The following is a 26,241-nucleotide window of genomic DNA, read 5'->3' as shown; positions in this document are numbered from 1 at the left end:
CCTGGTCAGCTATGGAATGCACCCCGAATAGCACCATATAAAGATACGCTTGGATTACCGTCCATCTGAACAAGATGGCCCCTTCCGCTCGCCCGAGACAGACATGATCCATCCAAGAAAACGCCGCTCGATCAACCAAGTGAAAGAAGAGATTTCTGAGCAAGTGCTCCGCGAACGCCTTCCGGAACAGTGGGTCATCCATCAGTACGGCGCCGACTACGGCATCGACTGCGTGATCGAGCTATTTGACCTCGTGGAGGGCGATGCCACGATAGCAGAGACACTGGGTGAGAACATTTTTGTTCAGCTAAAGGGATCCAGCTCGATCAATTACGGTACTCGGCGGGCATACCACAGAGCAAACGTTGCAAAGGGTCCGCTAGCAGAAAATCGCGACGAGTACGACGACATCCCTGTCGCAAAATTCCAGCTTGAGATGTCCGAGATTTTAACGGTACAGGCTATGGGCGTAGCGGTGCCGGTCCTCTTAATTCTCGTCGACACCAACACCAAAGACGCATATTTTGTTTGCCTGAATGACTACATCGACAAGGTGCTGATCCCTGAAGACCCTCTGTACTATGAGAAAGGTCACAAAACTATCAATATCCCATTAGCAAACAAAATCAGCCTCCATGAAGACCACTTGGTTCCGCTTCGGGCTTACGGCAAGCGCTCAAAAATGTATGGTGCATTTGGGACCTTCCACTACCAGCAGCAAGAAATACGGCGGGCGCGAGGGATGAAGCGCGTAGCAGAAAATATGTCCCGAGAAGGCGTCATTGCCATGATTAAGAGCTTCACATCCGTAGCCCTCCGCCTTGACATCTGGAAAGGGCATGAATTTTGGAAGCCAATGGCCTGGAGCCATGCAGACCTTACGGATATACTCGAAAACATTGAGTCTGGTCTCGCTTCAGATAATTTGGACGCCCTACTCGAATATTGTGATAATTACGCCTGGCACAAACTTGCCAACCTATCAAGCATGTATGAAGAACTGGTCAGAGAATGGTTTATGCCTACCAGTCTATCCGCTGTTTGCTCCTACCCCTCTCCTCCAATCGAGACGGCTGACGCCACTGATGCTGTGAAAAGAAACGCCGAGGAGCGCCCTTAATCACGCACATAAATCCCTCCTAACCGAGGCTCTTGACATTTCGGGCTTAGACCAAGAGCGGTTACCAGGGGGCTGGCGATCATTTAAAGGTTGACGAGCCAGCCCCCAGCGTTTGATCTTATCAGTTGATACATTAGGAAGGAGTAGCCACGTAAGACTGCCCCTGGTCAGACCACAAGATCTATCTTTCTCTTTTTGAAGGATTTAATGACACGGTGATGCCACTCACGGATGATTCTTGTTGTATCGACTTCGTTTACGCACTTTTCCAGAGTACCTCGCGGTTGAGGCAATGTCCGTCCATCCAGTTCCCAATCTAATACCCGAATTGGCCTACGATGGACGATCCAACCAAGTGAGGGATCCTCATCGGCCACTTCATACCAACCGCCTACAACCTGGACTAGCGCTATCAACTGCCCGCCATTCTTCACGGCAACTATATCGTTGACTTTCATATCATTACGGAAGGCATCGATAGTAAATTTACCCGCCTCCCAGTCTCCCAAACCAATAATTTTCTTGTGTTCAAGAATCGAGTGCACATTTTCCTCGGCAAAGGATGTGTCATCTGGGTGAATTTGCATGTGCCAGTAGGTAGGAGTCATGTTTATCCCTTAGATATGACTGATGTGATGACCTAGACAACCGTAGTGCCGCGCGTCAAGCTATCACCTGGCCATTACAGAGTCGAGTGCCCCGATGGGCTGCACTAAACCGGAATCAGACGCAGCTCAGAGGCGTGAGCAGCCACACCTATACACAGCGGCTTAAAGACTTCAAGTCAAATAGCAAATGATTACGTTTACTCGATCGCCTATTCTGATAGGACTAGCAAGCGATAGCGCCCCGATGAGAGGTGTTCCAATGCAAGAGATTGCGGTAATTCTAACCCAATGGAAGGCCTCCCTTTGCCGAGAGGTTGAGGTCGGCAGCCTATACACCAGGAACAAAATCGCACACAAATGGAAGGCACCCTGGCGCGGATTGCTACTGCGGGAGTCGGTGGCCTGGCGCGTGCAGGATCTCTTGGAGCAGTCGCACGCTTTGTACGTAGCATCTCAGCTGCTTGGAGCCCGAATTTTGCTGCGCAGTGCCTTCGAAACGGTTGCTGTGTTAATTCATTTAAATCAAGAGACTCGCAAAGTTGTTTCGGGAAAGCAGGATTTCCACGAATATTCCAAAAGAACTACGATGCTTTTGCTGGGTTCTCGCAACGAAAGCACACCGCACACATCTATTAATATCCTGACCGTCCTGAGCAAAGCGGAGAGTCGCTATCCGGGCCTTAACGAATTGTATGCAGCGCTTTCCGAGTGCGCACACCCCAACTATGAAGGGATGCTGTTTGGATACTCAAAATCTGAAATACAAAGCCATTCCACAAAATTCGTAAATCGGTGGAGTAAGCTCTATAGCGCCAGCCATGAAGACGCTATGAGCGAATGCATGGCGATATTCGATACTGAGTATAACGAAGAATGGCCACGCGCATTTGAGGCTCTGGAGCAATGGATTGAGAGCAATGATGCGACATTGGAGATAACCAAACCATCATCATCGTCCATTTAGGTCCCCATGAGAAAGCCACGACAGAGCTTGTTAATCATTTTCAAGGAGCAGGTATTGCTACAGATTTTCGATAAAGGACTATTTTATAAATGATGTCACCCTCACTCGAATCAGCCATCCAGGCAGCTGCCGGTCGGATCAGTCACTTCATTGAGGTCCATCGCGGCAATCCCGGCGTCAGCTTCAGTGACCACGTCAAGCAGAGGCGAAGGGAAAAGGTCGCCCACGCTAGCTCATTTAAGCTCATTTATCTCGACACACTCGCTTGGAAATGCCTAGCAGATTTCCGGCAAGGCAAACCCACTCTGACAGAGGCAATGAAGGAATTTGGTGCGAATATTGAGCAGGTTGTTCAGACGGGCCGTTTCGCATTCCCCATTGGGCTCCCAACCTATTACGAGCTCGCCTCGATGACCGACCCGCTCACGCAAGGCACGTTGAGGATACTGGTTGACGAGCTTTCCAGGGGACTTTGCATCCCACCGCACCATGATCGCGTAGGCCTGGAACTGGAATCGCTCCGGACGGAACACATTAGCCAAGCTCAAAGGCTAGAAGCATTTATTTGTAGCCCTATTGAGATGATGGGAGTACCAATGCTCTCCCTGCCAGCCTTCGTTAAGGCCTATGTAGACCAGACGACATTCAATAAAGCTTTTTTTGATGCTCTATTTGAGCTTCCCTTCTCGATCCAATTAGAAATCGCTAGCGATGCGCCAAGAAAGTGGGACAACACCCGCGGTATTGCTGCTCTAAATGAGGGCAAGGCCCAGTATCAATTTGAGGTGCCAAATCTTAATACGGGCATATTCCTTGAACTGAAAGGTGGAATCGAAGCCTGGTTCATCAATGAAGACAAGCCTCTTAACCACGAGCAAATAGCTTCAGATGCGCAGCAAGCAATGAGACTTTGGAAGCAGGATCCTGCTTCCCATGCATTGCCGACACTGCGCATTCTCAGCTCGCTTTATGGCCTGATGCGATTTGACCCGAACCGTCGGTACAAGAACGGAGACCCAAATGATTACCTAGTCGCAGCAACCGCCCTCCCCATTGCCAAAGCGCTTTTCACTGACAGAAAATTTGCAACTCTCCTGTCCGACAAGAGGATTGGTTTGGGCAAGTTCTCGAATTGCGACATCGTGAGCGGCTTCGAGGAGATGTCTCGGTACCTCAAAGAACAGATGAAATACTAGCTAGGCCGTCCAGGAGCGATGACGCTCTCGACGTCATCGGTCCTAGGATGTTCAAGCTGTTGAGCGATAGGCTGTATGTAATCACCCAGCAGATCAAATACGATCTTGGGGAGTAACTGCGAAGCTTTCCACCGAGACTTCTTTAACGCACGCGCGGTAAAACAATGAGCCAAACCCGGTCAGGGTGACAGCCCAGCACTCATTGTGGTGACTCAAACCACGCGCCAGTGTGTACTCCGGATCGTTTACATATTCGAGCAGCCCCAGAGAGTGCAAATGTCCAATGTAAACTTGTAGATGCATTGGCCACAAGAGTTTATCTGGGACCAATACAGAATCCCATTCAATATCAGTCGACTTAATCCCCTGTCGGTTAAGATGCTCTACGATACCTTTAGATGAGTTAGACCAGTCCGACGTCGCTCGGCCAAAGTAATTTTTTGGCTTGGACTCTGCAAGCGAATCAATCACCCTTATTTCATCAGGTGATAGTTGAGAAATTATGGTCAAGAATGCAGGATGGGCATCTCCCACCCGAGACCTATCGAATCCAGCGGAGAGAAGCTCCACGTAGATTTCAGTCAGTAGATCGCCATCTTCTTGGTATCGCACTTTCTCCAAAATAGGCAAAGCCAAGCACGGCGCAGGGCAAATTCTATGTTCTGAAGGTGCTCTGAACGCTGCGCGCTTGAAAAACATGGCAACCCTATCTTGCAGCATCGCCGAAAACTGCAAGGGCGCTAGGGCGAGTCTCAAGGTTTTAGCTGCGTCCACACCAATCTTGGAAATTTCGCGAATGGTGTCTTTCACGCCATCTGAATATGCCTCCTTCGCCACCTCACCAGCTTGGGCAGGAAGCTCCACATTAACATCAAGCATACATTCCTCCATGACAATAAATGACACCAGCTCGCCTTGTAAGCCATCTGCGGATCCACAACCACGCAATGTAAAATAGCATCAAAAGTCACAGCATTCAGCTCTGCGCCAGCGTCAGGCAATGGGCTTATTTCTAACGATCAGTAAGTGAAAATGTTGCTTGGTGCATACGCCCGTGCAAGCTGCACCTTATCTTTCTAGAGCCCTGATCCCCGCGTGTAACGCAATTTCTTTCGGTAAGGTACCGTGCGTTACCGTGAAAAAAAACGTTACGAGAGCAAATTCGCGGTTACCCGCAGCTGTATCGGTGAGCGTAGCCTGCACTCCATGGACCACTGAAACCTGTCTAGCAACACACTGTAGGCTTCGCCCAGGCCTCACAGTAAGCGAGCACAGCTCACCATCGGCCCAACGTTTCGCGTCAGCTTTGCGCCTGTTAAGCGTGGCGGGACGCTGGGCAGCATCCCTCACGACATGCGCACGACAAGGCCCCCATATTTGGACGGCCGATCGCTATGATGGGATCGTGGCGTGGCACACAAAGCTCAGCTAACACATCATCCAACGTGATGTGCCCTTCGTGTGCCCTAAAATGGATGAGACCTAAAATTATCGCGCATAAAAAAAATCCAGGTACTCGTAAGTACCTGGATTCTTTGGAGTTTTTTGGTCGGGACGGAGTGATTCGAACACTCGACCCCTTGCACCCCATGCAAGTGCGCTACCGGGCTGCGCTACGCCCCGACTACATTCTCACAACCTCTGAGAACGCTGAAGAATTTACCCTAACCTCCTGATAAATGAAAGCTTTTTCTCAAAAAAAATTTCATTCACCACCAACCAGGTCACTTCTTCAACACCACCAACACATCCTCCAACTCGACAATCATCTGCCGAATCAGCTGCTTGTACTGGCTCGACTCATCCTTGGCCTCCTCACTGGAGAGCCTCAACCGCGCCCCACCAATGGTAAAGCCCTGGTCATAAAGCAGCGCACGAATCTGGCGAATCATCAGCACGTCCTGGCGCTGATAATACCGCCGGTTCCCCCGCCGCTTCACGGGATTGAGCTGGTCAAACTCCTGCTCCCAATACCGCAGCACGTGCGGTTTTACCGCACAAAGCTCACTCACCTCACCGATGGTGAAGTACCTTTTGCCCGGTATGGGGGGCAGTTCGTCGTTATGGCTTGGTTCCAGCATAGGCCTCAACCCGGGCCTTCAACTTCTGCCCTGGACGAAAGGTGACGACGCGCCGTGCGGTGATCGGGATTTCTTCCCCAGTCTTGGGGTTGCGGCCCGGCCGCTGGCGTTTGTCGCGAAGGTCGAAGTTGCCGAAACCGGACAGCTTGACCTGCTCGTTCTCTTCAAGTGCGTGCCGAATTTCTTCGAAAAACAGCTCGACCAGCTCCTTGGCCTCACGCTTGTTAAGCCCTAGCTCCTCGTACAGCCTTTCGGCCATCTCAGCTTTCGTCAGAGCACCCATGCCGTTATTTCCTTAACGTGGTGTTCAACCTTTGTTCGAGCGAGGTGAGGATGTTTTGCAGTGCGGCGTTCACCTCATCGTCGTTAAGAGTGCGCGATGGATGCTGCCAGGTCAAGCCGACGGCCAGGCTTTTTCTATCAGGATCAATGCCTTTACCCTGGTAGACATCAAACAGCCTGAGGTCTGTGAGCCATTCGCCTGCATTGTCACGAATTACTTCAAGCACCGCGCTAGAAGCTACATCACGTCCTGCGATCAAAGCCAGGTCACGACGGGTTTCCGGGAACTTGGACAGCTCGCTGAACTTCGGCAGGCGGCCTTCGACCACGTCACCCAGCACCAACTCGAAGAGGAACACCGGGCGGTCCAGGTCCAGGGCCTTGGCCAGCTCTGGGTGGATGGCGCCGAGGTAGCCAACCAGCTTGCCGTCACGCTCGATGGCGGCAGTCTGGCCTGGGTGCAGGGCTGGGTGCTTGCCGGCGCTGAAGGTGAAGTCGCTCAGCGCGCCGGAGTAGCCCAGCAGGGCTTCCACGTCGGTCTTCACGTCGAAGAAGTCGACGCCGTCGCGGCCGTTGGCCCAGCCTTCCGGCAGGCGGCTGCCGGTGACCACGCCAGCGATCATCGGTTGCTGCTGCAGGTCGCCGAGCTGGCCGACGAAGCGCAGGCCGCTTTCGAACAGGCGCACGCGGTCTTGCTGGCGGTTCAGGTTGTGCTGCAGGGCCTTGACCAGGCCCGGCCACAGCGAGGCGCGCATGGCGGCCATGTCGCTGGAGATCGGGTTGGCCAGCAGCAGCGGCTCTACGCCCGGGCTGAACAGTTCGAACAGTTTCGGGTCGATGAAGCTGTAGGTGATGGCTTCCTGGTAGCCGCGGGCAACCAGCAGGCGGCGCAGGGTCGGCAGGTCGCCGCGGGTTTCCGGCTTGCCTTGCGGCGCCAGGCGGGCTTGCGGGTAGCGTACCGGCAGGTTGTTGTAGCCGTACAGGCGAGCCAGCTCTTCGATCAGGTCCACTTCCAGGCTGATGTCGAAGCGGTGGCTCGGCACGTTCACCGTCCACTGCCCTTCCCCGCTCTTGGTGGTGGTCAGCTCCAGGGCGTTGAGCAGTTGCTCGACCTGGGCGGGGTCCATTTCCATGCCGAGCATCTGGGTGATGCGTTCGGCGCGCAGGGTCACCGGGGCGACTTGCGGCAGGTGCTGTTCGCTGACGGCTTCGACCACCGGGCCGGCTTCGCCGCCGACGATGTCCAGCAGCAGCTGGGTGGCGCGCTCCATGGCTTCGCGGGCCAGCTGCGAGTCGACGCCGCGCTCGTAGCGGTGCGAGGCATCGGTGTGCAGGCCGTAGGAACGGGCTTTACCAGCGACGGAAATCGGCTCGAAGAAGGCGCTTTCCAGGAACAGGTCGCGGGTTTTTTCGGTGTTCACACCGCTGTGCTCGCCACCCATGACGCCGGCGATGGCCAGGGCGCGGGTGTGGTCGGCGATGACCAGGGTGTCGGCGCGCAGGGCCACTTCCTGGCCGTCGAGCAGCACCAGCTTCTCGCCTTCTTCGGCCATGCGTACGCGGATGCCGCCGTTGATTTCTGCCAGGTCGAAGGCGTGCATCGGCTGGCCGAGTTCGAGCATCACGTAGTTGGTGATGTCGACGGCAGCGTCGATGCTGCGCACGTCGCTGCGGCGCAGGCGCTCGACCATCCACAGCGGGGTCGGCTTGCTCAGGTCGACGTTGCGGATGACGCGGCCCAGGTAGCGTGGGCAGGCCGCCGGGGCGCTGACTTCGACCGGGCGCACTTCGTCGTGGGCAGCCGCTACGGCTGGCACTGCCGGGCGGGTGACCGGGGTGTCGTACAAGGCGCTGACGTCGCGGGCCAGGCCGGCGATGGACAGGCAGTCACCGCGGTTCGGGGTCAGGCCGATCTCGATGCTGGCGTCGTCCAGGCTCAGGTACTGGCGAATGTCTTCACCTACCGGGGCGTCGGCGGCCAGTTCCAGCAGGCCGTCGTTCTCTTCGCTGATCTGCAGCTCGGCAGCCGAGCACAGCATGCCGAAGGACTCGACGCCGCGCAGCTTGGCCTTCTTGATCTTGAAGTCGCCGGGCAGTTCGGCGCCGATCATGGCGAACGGGATCTTGATGCCTGGGCGGACGTTGGGGGCGCCGCACACCACCTGGAAGGTTTCCTGGCCGTTGCTGACCTGGCACACGCGCAGCTTGTCGGCGTCCGGGTGTTGTTCGGTGGCAAGGATCTCGCCCACGACGATGCCGCTGAACTGGCCGGCAGCGGGGGTGACGCTGTCGACTTCGAGGCCGGCCATGGACAGGCGGGCGACCAGTTCGTCACGGGAGACTTGCGGGTTTACCCAACCGCGCAGCCACTGTTCACTGAATTTCATGCTGTTCTTCTCCTGGAAATTGCGTCGATTGGCCTAGCGGAATTGGGCTAAGAACCGCAGGTCGTTGTCGAAGAACAGACGCAAATCGTTGACGCCATAGCGCAGCATGGCCAGGCGCTCGGCGCCCATGCCGAAGGCGAAGCCTTGGAATTCTTCCGGGTCGATGCCGGACATGCGCAGCACGTTCGGGTGCACCATGCCGCAACCCATCACTTCCAGCCAGCCGGTCTGCTTGCACACGCGGCAGCCTTTGCCGGAACACATCACGCACTGGATGTCGACTTCGGCGGACGGCTCGGTGAACGGGAAGAACGATGGGCGGAAACGCACCGCCAGTTCTTTCTCGAAGAACACCCGCAGGAACTCTTCGATGGTGCCCTTGAGGTCGGCGAAGTTGATGTCGCGATCGATCAGCAGGCCTTCGACCTGGTGGAACATCGGCGAGTGGGTGATATCCGAGTCGCAACGGTATACGCGGCCCGGGCAGACAATGCGGATCGGCGGCTGGGTGGACTCCATGGTCCGCACCTGCACCGGCGAGGTGTGGGTGCGCAGCAGCATGTTGGCATTGAAGTAGAAGGTGTCGTGCATCGCCCGCGCCGGGTGGTGGCCAGGGATGTTGAGCGCTTCGAAGTTGTGGTAGTCGTCTTCCACCTCGGGGCCTTCGGCAATGCCGTAGCCAATGTGGGTGAAGAACTGCTCGATGCGCTCGAGTGTACGGGTGATCGGGTGCAGGCCACCGGTGGCCTGGCCGCGGCCTGGCAGGGTGACGTCAATGCATTCGGCCGCCAGGCGAGCGCTGAGCTCGGCTTCTTCGAAGGCCGCCTTGCGGGCATTGAGCACCACGGTAACGCGCTCTTTGGCGTCGTTGATCAGCGCGCCGACTTTCGGCCGCTCTTCGGCTGGCAGGTTGCCCAGGGTCTTCATCACCTGGGTCAGTTCGCCCTTCTTGCCGAGATAATTAACCCGGATCTGTTCCAGGGCATTGATGTCTTCAGCGCGCTCCACAGCTTCCAGGGCTTGGGAGACCAGCGCATCCAGGTTTTCCATGTACAGACTCCAGATACGAAAATAGGGGAAGAGCTTTGAAGGCTCTTCCCCTATCGATGACGTTCAATGCCCGACGGCGCTGGCGCCGCCGGGTGATTGTCGCGGGTACTTAAGCCAGAACGGCTTTAGCTTTCTCGACAATCGCAGCAAACGCCGCTTTTTCGTTCACTGCCAGATCGGCCAGAACCTTACGGTCGATTTCGATCGAAGCCTTTTTCAGGCCAGCAATCAGACGGCTGTAGGACAGACCGTTGGTGCGGGCACCGGCGTTGATACGAGCGATCCACAGTGCGCGGAACTGACGCTTCTTCTGACGACGGTCACGGTAGGCATATTGACCAGCCTTGATGACCGCCTGCTTGGCAACGCGGAATACGCGCGAGCGTGCACCGTAGTAGCCTTTAGCCAGTTTCAGAATTTTCTTGTGACGCTTACGAGCGATGACGCCACGCTTAACACGAGCCATGAGTAACTTCCTCTATCTAAACCAGAATTAACGTACGCGCAGCATGCGCTCGACTTTTGCCACGTCAGACGGGTGCAGCAGGCTGGCACCGCGCAGTTGACGCTTACGCTTGGTCGACATTTTGGTCAGGATGTGGCTCTTGAAAGCGTGCTTGTGCTTGAAGCCGGAAGCGGTCTTCAGGAAGCGCTTCGCAGCACCGCTCTTGGTTTTCATTTTTGGCATGTTGGAACTCCGCATTCGATAAAATTACACAATAATCATCAGGCCTGCCGTGCCCGGGAGATTACTTCTTCTTTTTGGGGGCGATGACCATCATAAGCTGGCGTCCTTCCATCTTAGGATGCTGCTCAACGGAGCCGTATTCGGCGAGGTCGGCTTCGACCCGCTTCAACAGTTCCATGCCCAGCTCCTGGTGGGCCATCTCACGGCCGCGGAATCTCAGAGAGATCTTGGCCTTGTCCCCATCGGTAAGGAAACGTACCAGGTTGCGTAGTTTTACCTGGTAATCCCCTTCTTCCGTCCCTGGACGAAACTTGATTTCTTTAATCTGGATCTGCTTCTGGTTTTTCTTGGCTTCGTTGGCCTGCTTCTTCTTCTCGAAGAGGTGCTTGCCGTAGTCCATCACCTTGCAGACGGGCGGCTGCGCGTCGGCAGAAATTTCCACCAGATCCAGCTTCGCTTCATCAGCGATACGAAGCGCTTCATCAATCGAGACGATGCCAATCTGCTCGCCGTCAGCGCCAATTAACCGAACCTCGCGTGCCGAGATATTCTCGTTGATCGGGGCTTTCGGTGCAGTTCGTTTATCGTTTCTCATTTCACGCTTAATAGTCATTACTCCGATTCTAGGCGACCGCGCTGGGCAACAGCGCTGTTGAGCAGCTGCGTGAATTCAGCCACCGGCATGGAGCCGAGGTCTTTGCCTTCACGGGTGCGTACGGCGACGGTCTGCGTTTCGACTTCGCGATCCCCTATAACCAAAAGGTACGGGACCTTGAGCAAAGTATGCTCGCGGATTTTAAAGCCGATCTTCTCATTTCTCAAGTCCGACTTGGCACGGAAACCGCTACCGTTCAGGGTATTTTCCACCTCGAGGGCGAAATCGGCCTGTTTGTCGGTGATGTTCATGATCACCGCCTGGGTTGGCGCCAGCCAGGCCGGGAACACCCCGGCATAGTGCTCGATCAGCATGCCGATGAAGCGCTCGAACGAACCGAGGATGGCACGGTGCAGCATGACCGGGCGCACCCGGCTGTTGTCTTCGGCGATGTAGCTGGCATCCAGGCGCTCGGGCAGGTTCGGGTCGTACTGCAGGGTACCGCACTGCCAGTTACGGCCGAGGCAGTCGCGCAGGGTGAACTCGATCTTCGGCCCGTAGAAGGCGCCCTCGCCCGGCTGGTATTCCCACTCCAGGCCCGATTCGTTCAGGGCGTCGGCCAGTGCACCTTCGGCACGGTCCCACAGCTCTTCGGAACCGACGCGCTTGGCGGGGCGGGTCGACAGCTTCATGGCGATGTCGGTGAAGCCGAAGTCCTTGTACACGTCCAGGGTCAGCTTGATGAAGTCGGCGGCTTCCTTCTTCACCTGCTCTTCGGTGCAGAAGATGTGCGCGTCGTCCTGCACGAAGCCACGCACGCGCATGATGCCGTGCAGGGCGCCGGACGGCTCGTTACGGTGGCAGGCACCGAACTCGGCCAGGCGCAGCGGCAGGTCACGGTAGCTCTTCAGGCCCTGGTTGAACACCTGCACGTGGCACGGGCAGTTCATCGGTTTCACCGCGTAGTCGCGGCTTTCCGACGAGGTGGTGAACATGTTCTCGGCGTAGTTGGACCAGTGGCCGGAACGCTCCCAGAGAATGCGGTCGACCACTTGCGGGGTCTTGATTTCCTGGTAGCCGTTGGCGCGCTGTACCTGGCGCATGTACTGCTCGAGCACCTGGTACACGGTCCAGCCGTTGGCATGCCAGAACACCATGCCCGGGGCTTCTTCCTGCAGGTGGAACAGGTCGAGCTGCTTGCCGATCTTGCGGTGGTCGCGTTTTTCGGCTTCTTCGATGCGCTGGATGTACGCGGCCAGCTGCTTCTTGTCGGCCCAGGCGGTGCCGTACACACGTTGCAGCTGCTCGTTCTTGGCATCACCGCGCCAGTAGGCGCCGGACAGCTTGGTCAGCTTGAACGCCTTGAGGAAGCGGGTGTTCGGCACGTGCGGGCCGCGGCACATGTCGACGTATTCTTCGTGGTAGTACAGGCCCATGGCCTGCTCGTCCGGCATGTCTTCGACCAGGCGCAGCTTGTAGTCTTCGCCACGGGCCTTGAACACGTCGATGACCTCGGCACGCGGGGTCATCTTCTTGACCACGTCGTAGTCCTTGTCGATCAGCTCCATCATGCGCTTTTCGATGGCGGCCATGTCTTCAGGGGTGAAGGGGCGCTCGTAGGCGATGTCGTAGTAGAAGCCTTCGTCGATGACCGGGCCGATGACCATCCTGGCGCTCGGGTACAGCTGCTTCACCGCGTGGCCGACCAGGTGGGCACACGAGTGGCGGATGATCTCCAGTCCCTCTTCATCTTTAGGGGTGATGATCTGCAGGGTGGCGTCGTTGTGGATCAGGTCGCAGGCATCGACCAGCTTGCCGTCGACCTTGCCGGCCACGGTGGCCTTGGCCAGGCCGGCGCCGATGGAAGCGGCGACTTCGGCTACGGATACGGCATGATCGAACGAACGTTGACTGCCATCGGGAAGAGTAATAACGGGCATGGCGCCTCCTCTCCTAGTGGTGACCCCTACCAAAGGTCACGTGGGTTGGGATGAGCCAGTACAAGATCCGACCTGCCTTCCTGCACAGGAAGCCTGCCTCACAGTGGCAGAAGCCTTTCGGCTTGCGGGGGACGAACCAGAGTGACTGGAAAGAAAAAAGATAGCTGCGGCGCGCAACGGCGCGACCACAAGCCGGGCATGCTAGCACGCGGGTTGGGCGCCACGCAGAAATATTTGGAAATTACGCCGTTTGGGTGAACTTACACGGAAAATTTCCTATCAGACCTTGGGAAGCAACCTACTCTTGATGAGACATTTACCCAAGGAGTAACTGGTTATGCGAGTTCCGTCTCTTCTGGCCCTGGCGGCCGCTGGCGCCCTGCTGCTGCCCGTGGCTGCAAACGCCGGCAACTTCCCAGCCGGGAAGGAGGCCGCCTACATGACCCAGTGCACCCAGGTGGCCAGCGGCCAGGGCGTTGACGCCGCAACCGCGAAAAAGCACTGCGATTGCGGTGCCCAAGCCATCAAAAAGAATTTCACCGACGCGGAAATCGCCGACCTGGACAGCAAGGATGGTGTCGATGCCAAGCTGATGCAGAAGGCGCAGACCGTGGTGAAACGAGCCTGCGCACCGAAGAGCTGAAACCTTACAGCCAGAGCAGGCCAGCCATTCTTTGCGCTGGATCAATATCCTGCGAAGGTAAAAGGCGCTAGATGTGCAGAATTAGACTATGATGTGTCCCGTGCTCCGTAGCCTCGGCCGCATTGCACCACTGAAAAAACTAAATGTTCTGGAGATTCACCCATGTCCAATCGCCAACAAGGCACCGTCAAATGGTTCAATGATGAGAAAGGCTACGGCTTCATCACCCCAGCAGGCGGCGGCGACGACCTGTTCGTTCACTTCAAGGCCATCGAATCCGACGGCTTCAAGAGCCTGAAAGAAGGCCAGACTGTTTCCTTCGTCGCCGAGCGCGGCCAGAAGGGCATGCAGGCTGCACAGGTTCGTCCGGAGTAATTCGGATAGCTGTAGAAAAACCCGCCCTTGTGGCGGGTTTTTTTATGGCCGCCTTTCTTTGTGGGAGCGGCCTTCAGGGCTGGGTCAACCGCAGTTGACCCGGGTCACCTTGCCCTGCTCGTCCACATTCAGGTTCAGGCGCTCGGAGCGGTACTCCAGGGTGACCACATCGTGCGGCTTGAGAATGCGCGCCATCTGCGAGCCACTGGCCTTGCGCGCCTGCTCCAGCAATTCGGCGCTGGCCGGCTTGCCAAGGGTGAAGTCGGCGCCGCTGGCTTCGCAGCGGCCATCGTTGCCAGCCGGCGCGGCCGGCGTAGCGCCACCACCAGCATTGCCACCAGTGCTGCAACCAGCCAGGACAGCAGCGACCGCCAGGGTTGCCAGGTAAGCACGGGTACGGAACATGAAGCCTCCTAATTCGGTCCGGAAACTGCCTGATCCGACAGTTCCACTGTTCTTTTGTTGCAAAACCGGTCAAGTTTGCCTCAACCAGGCGGCACAGGCGAAAAAGCAATCGTGACCGGATTTTGCACAAGCCGCCGCATTTGCCATATGCTTAAGTCGCAAGGTCAATGACGCAAAGTCATGATTTAGTGCAAGAAGTGGAGCGCACCCCGCCTCCATCGAACACCAGGGTCAGTGTTCGTCCTTCGTCCGGGCCCCCAATGAGAGCGTTAATGAGCAGCCACAGCATTGTTGCCGATATCAAGGTCAAATGGGCCGAAGGCCAGAGCGCGTACAGCCCCGGAACACCAGAAGAGTTGCTACTGATTGCCATCGACCTGCTGGTGCGCGACCGCGGCAGCGAGGCGGCGCGCAGCTTCATCGACCAGGTGTTCGAACGCTACGCGCCGCATGCGGCTATTCCAATCGGGCCAAACGGGCGCTGAGCAGGTCGAACAGGCCCTGGGCATCGCCCTCCTGCACCCACATCACGTTGGCAGGCTGCTTGAGCACACCGTACCAGTCGGCAATGGTCTGGCCGAAGGTGGGGCCTTCGCGGCTGTCGATGCTCATATGGATGCGCCGGCCGCTGAACAGCTCGGGCTTGAGCAGATAGGCGATGACGCTGGCGTCGTGCACCGGGCCGCCAGGCATGCCGTACAGGTCCATGTCGTGGGTGATGTAGGCGTTGAGTATGTCCACCACGCGCTGGCTGGCCTGGTTGTTCACGGCTGCCAGCTGCTTGAGGCGGGCGTCACTGGTCAGTAGCTTGTGGGTGACGTCCAGCGGCAGGTAGGTCAGTTGCACGCCGCTGGCCAGCACCACTTCGGCAGCATGCGGGTCGGCGTACAGGTTGAATTCCGCCGCCGGCGTGATGTTGCCGCCGTTGAAGTGGGCACCGCCCATGACCACCACCTGCTTGATGCCTTTGACGATGTCCGGGCGCTGGACCAGCGCCAGGGCCAGGTTGGTCTGCGGGCCGAGCATGGCGATGGTGATGCTGTGCGGCTTGGCGGCGCCGAGGGTGTCGACCAGGTATTGCACGGCGTTGCCCTGGGCCAAGGGCGCTTTCGGTTCCCCGACCTCGACACCGGTGAGGCCTTCCTCGCCATGCACTTCGGCGGCGTAGATCGGCTTGCGCACCAGCGGGCGGCCGGCACCGGCATACACCGGGATGTCATCGCGGCCAGCCCATTCGCAAGCCAGGCGGGCATTGCGCGAGGTTTTTTCCAGGCGCACGTTACCAGCCACGGTGGTGATGGCGCGGATGTTCAGTTCATCGGGCGAGGCCATGGCCAGGAACAGCGCGACCACGTCGTCGGCGCCGGGGTCGCTGTCGATGATCAGGTCGATGGGGGCGGCCTGGGCGGTAGCGGCGGTGGCCATGAAGGCGATTCCTTGTAGCAGGGGTTTGAGCATGGGTGGCACTCCTGTTGCCAAAGCGAAGGTCTGCAAGAGCGGCCTTGCGTCGCGATGGGGCGTGAAGCGGCCCCAGGTTTTCAGCTTCGCAGCCAACATTGCCGGGGCCGCTTCGCGCCCCATCGCGACACAAGGCCGCTCCCACAAAAACAGCGTGTCTTGACGGTTAGAACGTGACGCCGGAAATCAGCGCGATGTTGCTGTAGGGCTGGCACTCGCCGGTGCGCACCAGCGCACGCGCGCTGCGCGACAGCACCTTGAAATCCTCATGGCTCAGCCATTCACGCTTGCCCAGCTTGCCTTTGAGCCGCTCGATCTCGACCAGCGCCGGCGGCACCACTTTCTGCATCTCTTCGGCCAGCACGTGGCGCTCCACCTGCAGTTCGCTCAACACCACGCGCAATACACTGGCGAAATCCGGCAGGCCAGGCGTCACGGCCAGGTCGATCAGTTCGACACCTGGCGGTACCGGCAACCCGGCATCGCCGATCACCAGGATGTCGCCATGCCCCATGCCGGCAATGGTACGTGACAGGGCAACGTTCAGCAGCGGGGTTTTCTTCATGGCGCAAGCTCCGCCAGGTAGGGAATCGACGGCTGGGCACCGGCGCGGGTAACCGACAACGCTGCGGCGCGCTGGCCAAAGGCAATGGCGTCGCCCTCCTCCAGGCCGCGTACCAGGCCAGCGGCAAAGCCACCAATGAAGGTGTCGCCGGCAGCGGTGGTATCCAGCGGCTGCACCACCGGTGCGGGGAAATGCCGGTGGCCCTGGGCCGTGACCAGCAACGCCCCTTGCGCGCCCAGGGTAATGATCACCTTGCCCGCACCCAGCTGCAGCAAGCGCTCGCCGGCGCGCCGGGCACTGTCCAGGTCGGTCACCGCCACACCGCTCAGGGCCTCGGCCTCGCTTTCGTTGGGGGTGAGGTAGTCGATATGCGCGAACCAGTCGGCTGGCAGCGGGCCGGTGGCGGGCGCCGGGTTGAGGATGACCTGCTTGCCCAGTTCATGCCCCCTGGCCAAGGTCCAGGCCACGGTTTCGGCCGGCACCTCCAGCTGGCAGATGATGATCTCGGCCGCCTGCAGCAGCGCATCGAAGCGTTGCACCGACCGGGGTGTCAGCAGGCCATTGCCGCCCGGGATGATGACGATGCAGTTCTGGCTGGCCGCATCCACGGTGATCAGCGCCACACCGCTGGACACGCCCGGGCAGGTTTCGATCGCCCGGCAATCGACGCCTTCTACATACAAGGCCTGGCGCAGTTGCTGGCCGTAGGCATCGTCACCGACGTTGCCGATCATGGCCACGCTGCCACCCAGGCGCGCCACGGCCACGGCCTGGTTGGCGCCCTTGCCGCCAGGCACGGTGAAAAAGCTTTCGCCGGGGAGCGTTTCGCCGGCCCGGGGCAGGCGCTGGGCGCGGGCCACCAGGTCCATGTTGAGGCTCCCGACCACCACGACCTTGGCACTCATGACATTTCCTTAGCGTTAGCGGTAATCATTGAACAGGTCCGGGCGTGGCCCGGTGGACTCGCGCAGCACCAGGCGCGGGGCGACGATGCGTTGTTCCGGCGCCCCCTGCCGAGGGGTACCGATGCGCGCCAGCAACAGCGAGGCGGCGCTTTCGCCCAGCTCGCGGATCGACTGGCCCACGGTGGTCAGCGGCGGATACACATAACGGCTGAGCTCGATGTCGTCGAAGCCGATCACCGACAGCTCGGCGGGCACGTTGAGCTGGCGTTCGGCCGCGGCGCGCAGCACACCGAAACCGATCATGTCGTTGCCGGCGAAAATCGCCGTTGGCCGCTTGCCCTGCAGCACTTGCGCCGCCGCCGCATAACCGCCCGGGCTGGTGAAGTCGCAGTGCAGCACGCGGTTGCCCTCGGCCGCTACGCCGGCCTCGGCCATGGCGCGCCGAAAGCCGCTCAGGCGCAGCTGGGACACCCCGGTTTCGGCGGGGCCGCCGATGTAGGCGATGTCACGGTGGCCAAGCTCCAGCAGGTGGCGGGTGGCCAGGTAGGCGCCCAGTTCGTGGTCGATGCGCACCAGGTCGGCTTCCACGCCCTCCAGTTCGCGGTCGACGATGACCATCGGCGTGCGCACCCCGGCCAGGCTTTGCAGCAGGTCGCTGTCCTGGCCCACCGAGGCCACCACCAGGCCGTCGATGCGCTTTTCCAGCAACACACGCAGGTAGCTGCGCTGCTTCTGCGGGTTGTCATCGGAATTGCACAGGATCACGCAATAGCCGTTGCGTTCACAGGCATCCTCGATACCCCGCGCCAGCTCGGCGAAGTACGGGTTGACACTGTTGGGCACCAGCAGGCCGATGGTGGCGGTGCTGCGTGCCTTCAACGAACGCGCCACGGCGCTGGGCACGTAGTCGAGCTCGGCAATGGCGGCTTCGACCTTCAGCCGCACCTGTTCGCTGACCGGGCGGGTCTTGTTCAGCACATGCGACACGGTGGTGTAGGAAATGCCCGCCAGTGCCGCGACGTCTTTGATGGTTGCCATGTTTTCAGTTCCGCCGGCCCGCACGCCGGCTACGGTAAGTGTCGAGCACCACGGCGATGACGATCACCGCCCCGGTGATGATGCGTTTGGTCGGCTCGCTGGCACCGATCTGCGCCAAGCCGGCGGCCAGCACGGAAATGATCAGCACGCCGAAAAAGGTACTGATGACCGAGCCACGCCCGCCCATCAGGCTGGTGCCGCCAATCACCACGGCGGCGATCACCTGCAGCTCAAGGCCGGCGCCGGCGTTGGGGTCGGCTGCCTCCAGGCGCGAGATCTGGAACAGCGCGGCCAGCCCGGCAAGCAGGCCCATCAGGGCGAACACCAGCACCTTGTAGGGGCGCGGATCGATGCCGGCCAGGCGCACGGCCTCTTCGTTGGTGCCGATGCCGATCAGGTATCGGCCAAACACCGTACGCGTCAGCACCAGCTGGGCCAGCACGATCACCAGCAAGGCGATGATGAACGCCGGCGAGATGCCGAACGCGACAGGGTTGGAGAACCAGGCATAGGTGTCGCCGATATAGGCGGTGCGCGAGTCGGTGAACTGGTAGGCCAGGCCACGGGCCATTTCCAGCACGCCGAGCGAAACGATGAACGACGGGATGCGCCAGGCCACGGTAACGCCGCCAGTGATGCTGCCGGCCAGCGCCGCCACGGCCATGCCCAGCAGGGCGGCGGGCAGCATGCCCCAGCCCCAGCCAAGGATCGCCACGCTGACGGTCGAGGCGGCCAGCGCCAGCACCGAGCCCACCGACAGGTCGATGCCACCGATGATCAGCACGAAGGTCATGCCCACCGCCAGCACCATCAGGTCGGGGATCTGGTTGGCGAGGGTACTGAAGGTGTTGTACGACCAGAAGTGGCTGCTGAGGAACGAGAACAGCACGATCATTGCCAGCAACGCGCCGGCCAGGCCCAGGTAGGTACCCAGGCCAAAGTAGGTGCCACTGCGGCGCAGCGGTGCGGCGCCCTGGCTGTCGAGCGGGGTGGTTTTCATGCATCCATCCTGGGGGCTGCATCATGCAGCAGTGCGTCACGTTTCTGATAACCGGCAAAGGCGGCGGCCAGCAGCTGGTCCTGGCTCCAATGGTCACGCTCGAAGGTGTCGATCAGGCGTCCGGCCGAGAGCACGGCAATGCGGTCACAGATCAGCATCAGCTCGCGCAGGTCGCTGGACACCACCACCAGGGCCTTGCCCTGGCGCGCCAGTTCGGCCAGCAGGCCATAGATGTCGAACTTGGCACCGACGTCGATGCCACGGGTAGGCTCATCGAACAGCAGCACCTGGCAATCACGCTCCAGCCAGCGGCCGATCACCACCTTCTGCTGGTTGCCGCCGGACAACTCGCCAACCACCTGCTGCGGGCCGGCACTGCGAATGCGCATGGCCTGGATCTGCCGGGCGGCCAGGGCCTGCTCGGCCTGGCCATCGAGCACACCAGCGCGCGACACCGCACCGAGGTTGCCCAGGGCGATATTGGCGCTGATCGACTGGGTCAGCAGCAGGCCCTCGCCTTTGCGGTCTTCGGTGATCAGGGCGATGCCGGCCTGCACCGCGGCCTTGGGCGAGTCGATGGTGACCGCCTGCGGTGGCTGGCCGAGCGCGATACTGCCGCTGTCGGCCCGGTCGGCGCCGTAGATCAGGCGCAACAGCTCGGTACGGCCGGCGCCGATCAGGCCGGAGATGCCAAAGATCTCCCCTGCCCTGACTTCAAACGACACCTCACGCACCTTGTCACCGCGGCTGAGCTTGTCGACCCTGAGCAGCGGCGCACCGATGTGCCGACGGCCCAGGTCGATGTGCTCGCCCAGTTCGCGGCCGACCATCAGGTTGACCAGTTCGGCGCTGCTGTAGCGCTGGATCGGCTCGTCACACACCAACCTGCCGTCGCGCAGCACGACGATGCGCTGGGCCACGCGCTGCAGTTCTTCGAGGCGGTGGGAAATGTAGACGATGGCCACGCCACGCCGGCGCAGGCGTTCGATCTGGGTGAACAGCAGCTCCACCTCACGCGCGGTGAGCATGGCGGTGGGTTCGTCGAAGATCAGCACATGGCAGTCGCCAATCAGGTTGCGGGCGATCTCGACCATCTGCTGGTGGCCGATGCCCAGCTCGCCGACCGGGGTATCCGGGTCGATGGCATCGAGGCCGACCTGGGCCATGGCGGCCGTGGCCAGCTGGCGCAGGCGCTTTTGGCTGATCCAGCCGAAGCGGCTGGGCAGGTTATCGAGGAACAGGTTTTCCGCCACGGTCAGGGTGGGCAGCAGGTTCAGCTCCTGCATGACCATGCGCACGCCGAGGCGCTCGGCCTCGCTGCGGCTGCCGGGCGCATAGGCCTGGCCGCGATAGCTCATATGCCCGGTGGTGGGTGTTGCCAGGCCACTGATGAGCTTGGACAGCGTGCTCTTGCCGGCGCCGTTCTCGCCGGTCAGGGCCAGCACTTCACCGGCGCGCAGGCTCAGGCTGACCTCGGCCAGCACCGGCTGGGCGTAGCTCTTGCCCAGGCCGCTGGCGGCGAGCACCACTTCGTTGGCCGATGCAGGCATGGCCGCTTCTCCCGCCAGCAATCAGGGTTTGGTGATGAGTTGGACCGGGGTCTGGATGACGTTGTCGGCATCCACCTCGGGCTTCTCGCCCTTGACCATTTTCAGCGCCGCCTGGATGCCGTACACCGCCTGCTGGCTGGCTGCCTGGTCGAGGGTGGCGAGCACGCGGCCATCCTTGAGCATGGGCTTGATGGCATTGATGTTGTCATAGCCCACCACTTGCACCTGGCCAGCCTTGCCGGCGGCGCGCACGGCCGACACGGCGCCCAGGGCCATGCTGTCGTTACCGGCCAGCAGGGCTTTCAGGTCCGGGTATTCGTTGAGCATGGAGGCGGCGACGGCGTTGCCTTTGTCGATTTCCCAATTGCCGCTCTGCACCGAGACGATCTTGACCTGCGCAGCGTCCATGGCGTCCTTGAAGCCGGCGGTGCGCTGCTGGGCGTTGGTGGTGGTCGGTACGCCTTCGATGATGCCGACCTGGTCGCCGGCCTTGAGCTTCTCGTTGGCCAGGTAATCGCCAACCAGGCGTGCGCCCTTGCGGTTGTCGGGGCCAACGAACGGCACGCTGATGCCCTTGCTCTTGAGCAGTTCGGGGTCCAGGCGGTTGTCGATATTGATCACTACCACGCCCTGGTCCATGGCCTTTTTCACCGCGGATACCAGCGCCTTGGAATCGGCCGGGGCGATCACCAGCGCTTTGGCACCGGCGTTCACCATCTGTTCGACGATGCGGATCTGTTCGCCGGTGTCGGTTTCGTTCTTGATGCCGTTGGCGATCAGCTCGAATTCGTCAGGGTGGGCTTTCTGGTAGTCCTTGGCACCGTCTTCCATGGTGCGGAAGAACTCGTTGGCCAGTGATTTCATCACCAGGGCAACCTTGGGCTTGTCTTCTGCATGAGCCGCAGAGAATGGGATGGCGAAAGACAGCGAGGAAACGACAGCGAGGGCCAACAGACGACCGGGGAACGGCAGCTTCATGGACGATGACTCCGAATTTTGTGGTTTTTATCGGATAGCAAACGTTTGCGATACCTAACTATGGAAACAGTACCGAGGTTTGTCAAATCCGTTTGGCTGTCGGAGGTCAACGAACTGCCAGGAGGATTATCCAGAAAACTTCTGCAAAACCGAACACCTTTTCCTGCGCTTGCATGAAATCCCGGCAGGAATACTGCCCGGTACGGCGTGCAGAGGTTGTGCCGACAAGCTGTTGCGAAATAACCTACAGTGAAATACTGTATGCGTATACAGCAAAAACAAGGGAAACACCCGTGTCCAACACTGCCTCCGCCACCCCAAACAGCTATCAACTACTGGGTATGCGCATCCAGAAGATCATCAACAGCCCCACTGCCCAGCGCAGCCGGGCGGCCTTGATCTTCCGCCTGGAACAGGAAACACCCGAAGACTGGGAAACCTTGCTCGCGGAAATCGCCGAAAACGACAACGTCACCCTCGCCCATCGCGACGATGGCGGCGTGCAGATTTTCTGGACCGTGCCCAAGGAAGATTGACTGCAGGCGCCCGCAGCCCTCAGGCCAGCGCCTGCAGATAGGCACTGGCCTCGCGGTAACGGGCCAACCGCGCCAGGTCGGCAGGGCCTGGGCATGGAATGCGCGAAAGGTCGCTGTTGTCGGCCAGGTCGGCCAGCTTGACAGTGCGCGCCAGAGGGTCATCGCCCAGGCGCACCACGAAATCCTGGTAGGCCTCGCCCTTGCGGCGGCTGAGCGCCAGCAAGGCGGCGAGGATTTTCAGCGCGAAACCTTCGCGCGCCAGGTCGGATAGGGTCAGCGGGGTATCTTCGATCACATCGTGAAGCACCGCGACAATCCGTTGTTCAGGTGTGGAAACCCGCATCATTACGCGTAACGGGTGGAGGATATACGCCGCGCCACCCTTGTCGTATTGCCCTTCATGCGCCCTGGCGGCCACGGCAATGGCCCGCTCCAGTGTAGCCATGAGGCCCTCCCCGTTCGGCTTCTTCCTGCCAAGCATAGCTAAACTTGTGCCGCCGCGGACCGTGCAGGAGCGGCTGCGCAAGGCTTTTCAGTCAGCGAGCGGCGCCGTGCTGGATCACGACCGAGTCGGTACCCAGCTTGGCCATGACCTCGGCCTTGCGGGCTTCGGCTTCCTCACGGGTCGGGAAAGGCCCCATCAGCACCACGGGCTTGCCGTTGCGGTACTCCACCGAGGACGGAATGCCCTTCTCGATCAGGCGTGCGGTCATGTCGCTGAGCGCGCCCATGTTGGCGCCCTGGATCACTTCCACGTCCCAGCCTTGCGGGGCCGGCTGGCCAGCCAGGGCCTCGGCGCGGCGCTGCAGGTCGGCGCCGCCACACATCTCGCGGATGCGCAGGTTGTTGCCGCTGTCATCGACGATGATTTCGTACTGGCCATCACGCTTGATCGCCACATAGCTGCGGTAGGGCTCGTACTGCCCGGCATCGTCCTTGCCACGCACCTGGCCACAGATGGTGCCCTGGGTGTCGATCCGCACGTTGCCGAACTTGGCAGTCTTTGGGTTGTGCAGGTGTTCGGCCACTTGCTTGTGCACGCCTTCGACTTCGTTTTCACAGCCCGCCAGGGCGAACAGTGCCATTACCACAGCCAGTTTGCGCACGCGTGTACCTCCAGATTCGAAGAGGCGGATTCTAGCACGCCGGGCAATGCACCGAACCGCGACCAAACGTTACAGCCTGCCTCTTGCGCATAGCAAAAAGGGCGATCATTGCTGATCGCCCTTTTCGGATTTGGTAGGCACAATTGGACTCGAACCAACGACCCCCACCATGTCAAGGTGGTGCTCTAACCAACTGAGCTATGTGCCTGTCGTGTGGTGCGCATATTAGAGATCAAATACACGGCTGTAAAGCGTTTTTTTCAGAAAAATCAAAAACTTTCGATAACCGCATGCGACGGGGCAGCCTGGCGTCGCAATCGCCAACGCAACGGCCCGGCGCCACGTGGAATCGCAATGAAAAAAGGGGTGACCCTTGCGGATCACCCCTTCTTCGATTTGGTAGGCACAATTGGACTCGAACCAACGACCCCCACCATGTCAAGGTGGTGCTCTAACCAACTGAGCTATGTGCCTGTCGTGTGGTGCGCATTCTACGCATTCCAAAACCCCTGTCAACACTTTTTTTCGCGCTAAGCTACTGAATCATAAACTCTTTATAGAAAGGTGCGCGGGCCCGGGCCGAGTAAAGGATTTTCAACGGACGACTAGCGGGTGTTTATTATTATTGATAGCATCGGTACATTCGTTAAAAATATAAAACACGAGGTTCCTGCAGCATGGCAAACACCCCCTACCCCCAGTCCTACTACGCCGCCTCGGCCAACCCGGTGCCGCCACGTCCGGCGCTGCAGGGTGAGGTGGAAACCGATGTGTGCATCATCGGCGCCGGCTATACCGGCCTGTCCAGCGCCCTGTTCCTGCTGGAGAACGGCTTCAAGGTCAGCATCGTCGAAGCAGCCAAGGTCGGCTTCGGCGCGTCAGGCCGTAACGGTGGCCAGATCGTCAACAGCTACAGCCGTGACATCGATGTGATCGAACGCACGGTCGGCCCCAAGCAGGCGCAACTGCTGGGCCAGATGGCCTTCGAAGGCGGGCGCATCATTCGTGAGCGCGTGGCCAAGTACAACATTCAGTGCGACCTGAAGGACGGTGGCGTGTTCGCTGCCCTCACCAGCAAGCAGATGGGCCACCTGGAGTCGCAAAAACGCCTGTGGGAACGCTTTGGCCACAATCAGCTGGAGCTGATGGACCAGAAGCGTATCCGCGAAGTGGTTGCCTGCGACAACTACGTGGGCGGCATGCTGGACATGAGCGGTGGCCACATTCACCCGCTGAACCTGGCCCTGGGCGAGGCGGCGGCGGTCGAGTCGCTGGGCGGCATCATCTATGAGCAAACCCCGGCCGTACGCATCGAGCGTGGTGCCAACCCGGTGGTGCACACCCCGCAGGGCAAGGTCCGCGCCAAGTTCATCATCGTTGCCGGCAACGCCTACCTGGGCAACCTGGTACCGGAGCTGGCCAGCAAATCCATGCCATGCGGCACCCAGGTGATCACCACCGAGCCGCTGGGCGAGGAACTGGCGCGCACCCTGCTGCCGCAGGACTACTGCGTCGAGGACTGCAACTACCTGCTCGACTACTACCGCCTGACCAGTGACAAGCGCCTGATCTTCGGCGGTGGCGTGGTATATGGCGCGCGTGACCCGGCCAACATCGAGGCGATCATCCGTCCGAAGATGCTCAAGGCCTTCCCGCAGCTGAAGAACGTGAAGATCGACTACGCCTGGACCGGCAACTTCCTGCTGACCCTGTCGCGCCTGCCTCAGGTCGGCCGTATCGGCGACAACATCTACTACTCGCAGGGCTGCTCGGGCCACGGGGTGACCTATACCCACCTGGCAGGCAAGGTGCTGGCCGAGGCCATGCGTGGCCAGGCCGAGCGCTTCGATGCCTTCGCCGGCCTGCCGCATTACCCGTTCCCGGGCGGGCAGATGCTGCGTGTGCCGTTCAGCGCCCTGGGGGCCTGGTACTACAGCCTGCGCGATCGCCTGGGCTTCTGATGTAGGCAGGCCTGACCTCTTCGCGGGTAAACCCGCTCCCACAGGGACATCACTGGACCTGAGGGCAGCGGGTTTCCTGTGGGAGCGGGTTCACCCGCGAAAGGGCCGGTACAGATAAAAGCTATTTGCCCAGGCTGTTGACGGCCTGTTTCGCCGCAATCTCCTGCCCCGCACGGGCGAGTTCATCGGCAGCCTGCAACCAGCGCTGGCGGTCGACCTGGGCCGGCAGTTGCCGCGGTGGCTGCACCAGCACCGCCCAACTCCCCTGCCTGGCCCATGCCGAGGCAAAATCATCGAACGCCATCAGTTGTCGCCGGTGCATGCCCGAGCGCAACAGCACCCGTTGCTTGTAGCGGTCATAGCCAATCAGTACGGCATAACGTGGCTCACCCCACCAGGCCGCGCCATCCTCATAACGCAACAATACCGGGTTGCCCGCCGCCACCTGGATCAGCAGCGCGTCCAGCTGCTTGTCCAGCGGATACACCACCATGCCGTAGTCACGCGCCACCCGAGGGATACTGCTGTCCAGCGCGTCGGCGCCCTGGGGCAGGTTCAACGGCTGGTCCAGCAGCCCCGGGGGGATGGGCGCGCCCTGCTGCGACAGGACCGCCGCCAGGGCCATGGCGCCACTGTGGTTGGCGTTGCCCCGGTAGAACGGCACGCTGCTGATTTCGACCCGCTGCGGCAGGCTATTGAGGCTTGCAGGTGGCGTACCGGCACAGCCGGCCAGGCTGGCTGCCATCAGGCAGGCCAGCAGCAACCGGCGCGAGGCGGTGATTGCCGACTTGAAGGAATCTTGCTCCATGG

29 protein-coding genes and 3 tRNA genes are annotated in these 26,241 nt (G+C 60.0%); 8 read left to right on the top strand and 24 right to left on the bottom strand.

Annotated elements, in window-relative coordinates:
- Positions 1-49 precede the first annotated feature (49 nt).
- Positions 50-1,120, top strand: a complete 1,071-nt coding sequence (locus HU760_RS10465; RefSeq protein ID WP_202883413.1) for a DUF4365 domain-containing protein — start codon at positions 50-52, stop codon at positions 1,118-1,120.
- Positions 1,121-1,287: 167 nt separating this feature from the next.
- Here the strand turns inward: HU760_RS10465 and HU760_RS10460 are convergent, their stop codons facing one another.
- Positions 1,288-1,728: a hypothetical protein gene (locus HU760_RS10460; protein ID WP_059396403.1), complete on the bottom strand. Its 441-nt coding sequence runs from the start codon at positions 1,726-1,728 to the stop codon at positions 1,288-1,290.
- Positions 1,729-1,987: 259 nt separating this feature from the next.
- Between HU760_RS10460 and HU760_RS10455 the strand changes: the two genes are divergently transcribed.
- Positions 1,988-2,692, top strand: coding sequence for a hypothetical protein (locus tag HU760_RS10455; protein WP_186677422.1), 705 nt, complete (start codon positions 1,988-1,990; stop codon positions 2,690-2,692).
- An 89-nt stretch (positions 2,693-2,781) separates the two neighbouring features.
- Positions 2,782-3,888 (top strand): hypothetical protein, encoded by a 1,107-nt coding sequence (locus HU760_RS10450; RefSeq protein WP_186677425.1) that lies wholly within the window; start codon positions 2,782-2,784, stop codon positions 3,886-3,888.
- A gap of 93 nt (positions 3,889-3,981) precedes the next feature.
- On the opposite strand, the gene HU760_RS10445 is transcribed toward HU760_RS10450, so the two are convergent.
- From HU760_RS10445 to thrS, 10 genes are all read right to left on the bottom strand, one after another.
- On the bottom strand, positions 3,982-4,767 hold the full coding sequence (locus tag HU760_RS10445; RefSeq protein WP_186677427.1) for an Abi-alpha family protein: 786 nt from the start codon (positions 4,765-4,767) through the stop codon (positions 3,982-3,984).
- A gap of 667 nt (positions 4,768-5,434) precedes the next feature.
- Positions 5,435-5,511: transfer RNA gene (locus HU760_RS10440), tRNA-Pro, on the bottom strand.
- Between the two features lie 101 nt (positions 5,512-5,612).
- Positions 5,613-5,969 (bottom strand): MerR family transcriptional regulator, encoded by a 357-nt coding sequence (locus tag HU760_RS10435; protein WP_170030400.1) that lies wholly within the window; start codon positions 5,967-5,969, stop codon positions 5,613-5,615.
- Positions 5,950-6,252, bottom strand: a complete 303-nt coding sequence (gene ihfA / locus HU760_RS10430; RefSeq protein WP_003250679.1) for an integration host factor subunit alpha — start codon at positions 6,250-6,252, stop codon at positions 5,950-5,952. Before ihfA ends, HU760_RS10435 begins: the two co-directional genes overlap by 20 nt.
- A 4-nt stretch (positions 6,253-6,256) precedes the next feature.
- On the bottom strand, positions 6,257-8,638 hold the full coding sequence (gene pheT, locus HU760_RS10425) for a phenylalanine--tRNA ligase subunit beta (protein WP_186677430.1): 2,382 nt from the start codon (positions 8,636-8,638) through the stop codon (positions 6,257-6,259).
- A gap of 33 nt (positions 8,639-8,671) precedes the next feature.
- Positions 8,672-9,688 carry a phenylalanine--tRNA ligase subunit alpha gene (gene pheS, locus HU760_RS10420; RefSeq protein WP_110743936.1) on the bottom strand — a complete coding sequence of 339 codons (1,017 nt, stop codon included), beginning with the start codon at positions 9,686-9,688 and terminating at the stop codon, positions 8,672-8,674.
- A 109-nt stretch (positions 9,689-9,797) separates the two neighbouring features.
- The gene (gene rplT, locus HU760_RS10415) at positions 9,798-10,154 is read right to left on the bottom strand and encodes a 50S ribosomal protein L20 (protein WP_003250671.1); all 357 of its coding nucleotides are present in this window, start codon (positions 10,152-10,154) and stop codon (positions 9,798-9,800) included.
- A gap of 27 nt (positions 10,155-10,181) precedes the next feature.
- Positions 10,182-10,376 (bottom strand): 50S ribosomal protein L35, encoded by a 195-nt coding sequence (gene rpmI, locus HU760_RS10410; protein WP_003250667.1) that lies wholly within the window; start codon positions 10,374-10,376, stop codon positions 10,182-10,184.
- A gap of 61 nt (positions 10,377-10,437) precedes the next feature.
- Complete coding sequence (infC, locus tag HU760_RS10405) at positions 10,438-10,989, bottom strand: translation initiation factor IF-3 (RefSeq protein ID WP_013972005.1); 552 nt, start codon at positions 10,987-10,989, stop codon at positions 10,438-10,440.
- Positions 10,989-12,911 carry a threonine--tRNA ligase gene (thrS, locus tag HU760_RS10400; protein ID WP_186677432.1) on the bottom strand — a complete coding sequence of 641 codons (1,923 nt, stop codon included), beginning with the start codon at positions 12,909-12,911 and terminating at the stop codon, positions 10,989-10,991. The genes infC and thrS overlap by 1 nt, the downstream gene beginning before the upstream one ends.
- Before the next feature lie 337 nt (positions 12,912-13,248).
- Between thrS and HU760_RS10395 the strand changes: the two genes are divergently transcribed.
- A complete protein-coding gene (locus tag HU760_RS10395) occupies positions 13,249-13,554 on the top strand; it encodes a hypothetical protein (protein ID WP_186677434.1) in 306 nt (101 codons plus the stop codon).
- A 162-nt stretch (positions 13,555-13,716) separates the two neighbouring features.
- A complete protein-coding gene (locus HU760_RS10390) occupies positions 13,717-13,929 on the top strand; it encodes a cold-shock protein (RefSeq protein ID WP_003250656.1) in 213 nt (70 codons plus the stop codon).
- 84 nt (positions 13,930-14,013) lie between these two features.
- On the opposite strand, the gene HU760_RS10385 is transcribed toward HU760_RS10390, so the two are convergent.
- Complete coding sequence (locus HU760_RS10385; RefSeq protein WP_186677436.1) at positions 14,014-14,334, bottom strand: I78 family peptidase inhibitor; 321 nt, start codon at positions 14,332-14,334, stop codon at positions 14,014-14,016.
- A gap of 272 nt (positions 14,335-14,606) precedes the next feature.
- Here HU760_RS10385 and HU760_RS10380 point away from each other — a divergent pair, with 272 nt between their 5' ends.
- Positions 14,607-14,819 carry a hypothetical protein gene (locus tag HU760_RS10380; RefSeq protein WP_170030407.1) on the top strand — a complete coding sequence of 71 codons (213 nt, stop codon included), beginning with the start codon at positions 14,607-14,609 and terminating at the stop codon, positions 14,817-14,819.
- Here the strand turns inward: HU760_RS10380 and HU760_RS10375 are convergent.
- The 7 genes from HU760_RS10375 to HU760_RS10345 all read right to left on the bottom strand — a co-directional run bounded on the left by HU760_RS10375 (position 14,791) and on the right by HU760_RS10345 (position 21,828).
- Positions 14,791-15,792 carry a nucleoside hydrolase gene (locus HU760_RS10375; protein WP_186677438.1) on the bottom strand — a complete coding sequence of 334 codons (1,002 nt, stop codon included), beginning with the start codon at positions 15,790-15,792 and terminating at the stop codon, positions 14,791-14,793. The genes HU760_RS10380 and HU760_RS10375 overlap by 29 nt on opposite strands.
- A gap of 166 nt (positions 15,793-15,958) precedes the next feature.
- The gene (gene rbsD, locus HU760_RS10370) at positions 15,959-16,357 is read right to left on the bottom strand and encodes a D-ribose pyranase (RefSeq protein ID WP_186677441.1); all 399 of its coding nucleotides are present in this window, start codon (positions 16,355-16,357) and stop codon (positions 15,959-15,961) included.
- Complete coding sequence (gene rbsK, locus HU760_RS10365; RefSeq protein ID WP_186677443.1) at positions 16,354-17,262, bottom strand: ribokinase; 909 nt, start codon at positions 17,260-17,262, stop codon at positions 16,354-16,356. Before rbsK ends, rbsD begins: the two co-directional genes overlap by 4 nt.
- Before the next feature lie 15 nt (positions 17,263-17,277).
- Complete coding sequence (locus HU760_RS10360; RefSeq protein ID WP_186677446.1) at positions 17,278-18,300, bottom strand: LacI family DNA-binding transcriptional regulator; 1,023 nt, start codon at positions 18,298-18,300, stop codon at positions 17,278-17,280.
- Between the two features lie 4 nt (positions 18,301-18,304).
- Positions 18,305-19,300: an ABC transporter permease gene (locus HU760_RS10355; protein WP_186677449.1), complete on the bottom strand. Its 996-nt coding sequence runs from the start codon at positions 19,298-19,300 to the stop codon at positions 18,305-18,307.
- Complete coding sequence (locus HU760_RS10350; RefSeq protein ID WP_186677452.1) at positions 19,297-20,850, bottom strand: sugar ABC transporter ATP-binding protein; 1,554 nt, start codon at positions 20,848-20,850, stop codon at positions 19,297-19,299. The genes HU760_RS10355 and HU760_RS10350 overlap by 4 nt, the downstream gene beginning before the upstream one ends.
- Positions 20,851-20,871: 21 nt before the next feature.
- Complete coding sequence (locus HU760_RS10345) at positions 20,872-21,828, bottom strand: sugar ABC transporter substrate-binding protein (protein ID WP_186677455.1); 957 nt, start codon at positions 21,826-21,828, stop codon at positions 20,872-20,874.
- 293 nt (positions 21,829-22,121) lie between these two features.
- Here HU760_RS10345 and HU760_RS10340 point away from each other — a divergent pair, with 293 nt between their 5' ends.
- Positions 22,122-22,364: a DUF1654 domain-containing protein gene (locus HU760_RS10340; protein WP_186677458.1), complete on the top strand. Its 243-nt coding sequence runs from the start codon at positions 22,122-22,124 to the stop codon at positions 22,362-22,364.
- Between the two features lie 19 nt (positions 22,365-22,383).
- Here the strand turns inward: HU760_RS10340 and HU760_RS10335 are convergent, their stop codons facing one another.
- The 4 genes from HU760_RS10335 to HU760_RS10320 all read right to left on the bottom strand — a co-directional run bounded on the left by HU760_RS10335 (position 22,384) and on the right by HU760_RS10320 (position 23,944).
- Positions 22,384-22,809 carry a GTP pyrophosphokinase gene (locus HU760_RS10335; protein ID WP_186677461.1) on the bottom strand — a complete coding sequence of 142 codons (426 nt, stop codon included), beginning with the start codon at positions 22,807-22,809 and terminating at the stop codon, positions 22,384-22,386.
- Between the two features lie 91 nt (positions 22,810-22,900).
- Complete coding sequence (locus HU760_RS10330) at positions 22,901-23,470, bottom strand: SPOR domain-containing protein (protein WP_186677464.1); 570 nt, start codon at positions 23,468-23,470, stop codon at positions 22,901-22,903.
- Between the two features lie 131 nt (positions 23,471-23,601).
- A tRNA-Val gene (locus HU760_RS10325) sits at positions 23,602-23,678 on the bottom strand.
- 189 nt (positions 23,679-23,867) lie between these two features.
- Positions 23,868-23,944: transfer RNA gene (locus HU760_RS10320), tRNA-Val, on the bottom strand.
- 203 nt (positions 23,945-24,147) lie between these two features.
- On the opposite strand from HU760_RS10320, the gene HU760_RS10315 reads away from it, so the two are divergent.
- Positions 24,148-25,431: an NAD(P)/FAD-dependent oxidoreductase gene (locus HU760_RS10315; protein ID WP_186674499.1), complete on the top strand. Its 1,284-nt coding sequence runs from the start codon at positions 24,148-24,150 to the stop codon at positions 25,429-25,431.
- A gap of 121 nt (positions 25,432-25,552) precedes the next feature.
- On the opposite strand, the gene HU760_RS10310 is transcribed toward HU760_RS10315, so the two are convergent.
- The gene (locus tag HU760_RS10310) at positions 25,553-26,239 is read right to left on the bottom strand and encodes a peptidase C39 family protein (protein WP_186674500.1); all 687 of its coding nucleotides are present in this window, start codon (positions 26,237-26,239) and stop codon (positions 25,553-25,555) included.
- Positions 26,240-26,241 lie beyond the last annotated feature (2 nt).

The sequence above is a fragment of the Pseudomonas oryzicola genome (assembly GCF_014269185.2).
GTDB lineage: Bacteria > Pseudomonadota > Gammaproteobacteria > Pseudomonadales > Pseudomonadaceae > Aquipseudomonas > Aquipseudomonas oryzicola.
Note: the sequence above shows the minus strand (reverse complement) of the source record. Positions and strands in the feature narration are given on the sequence as shown.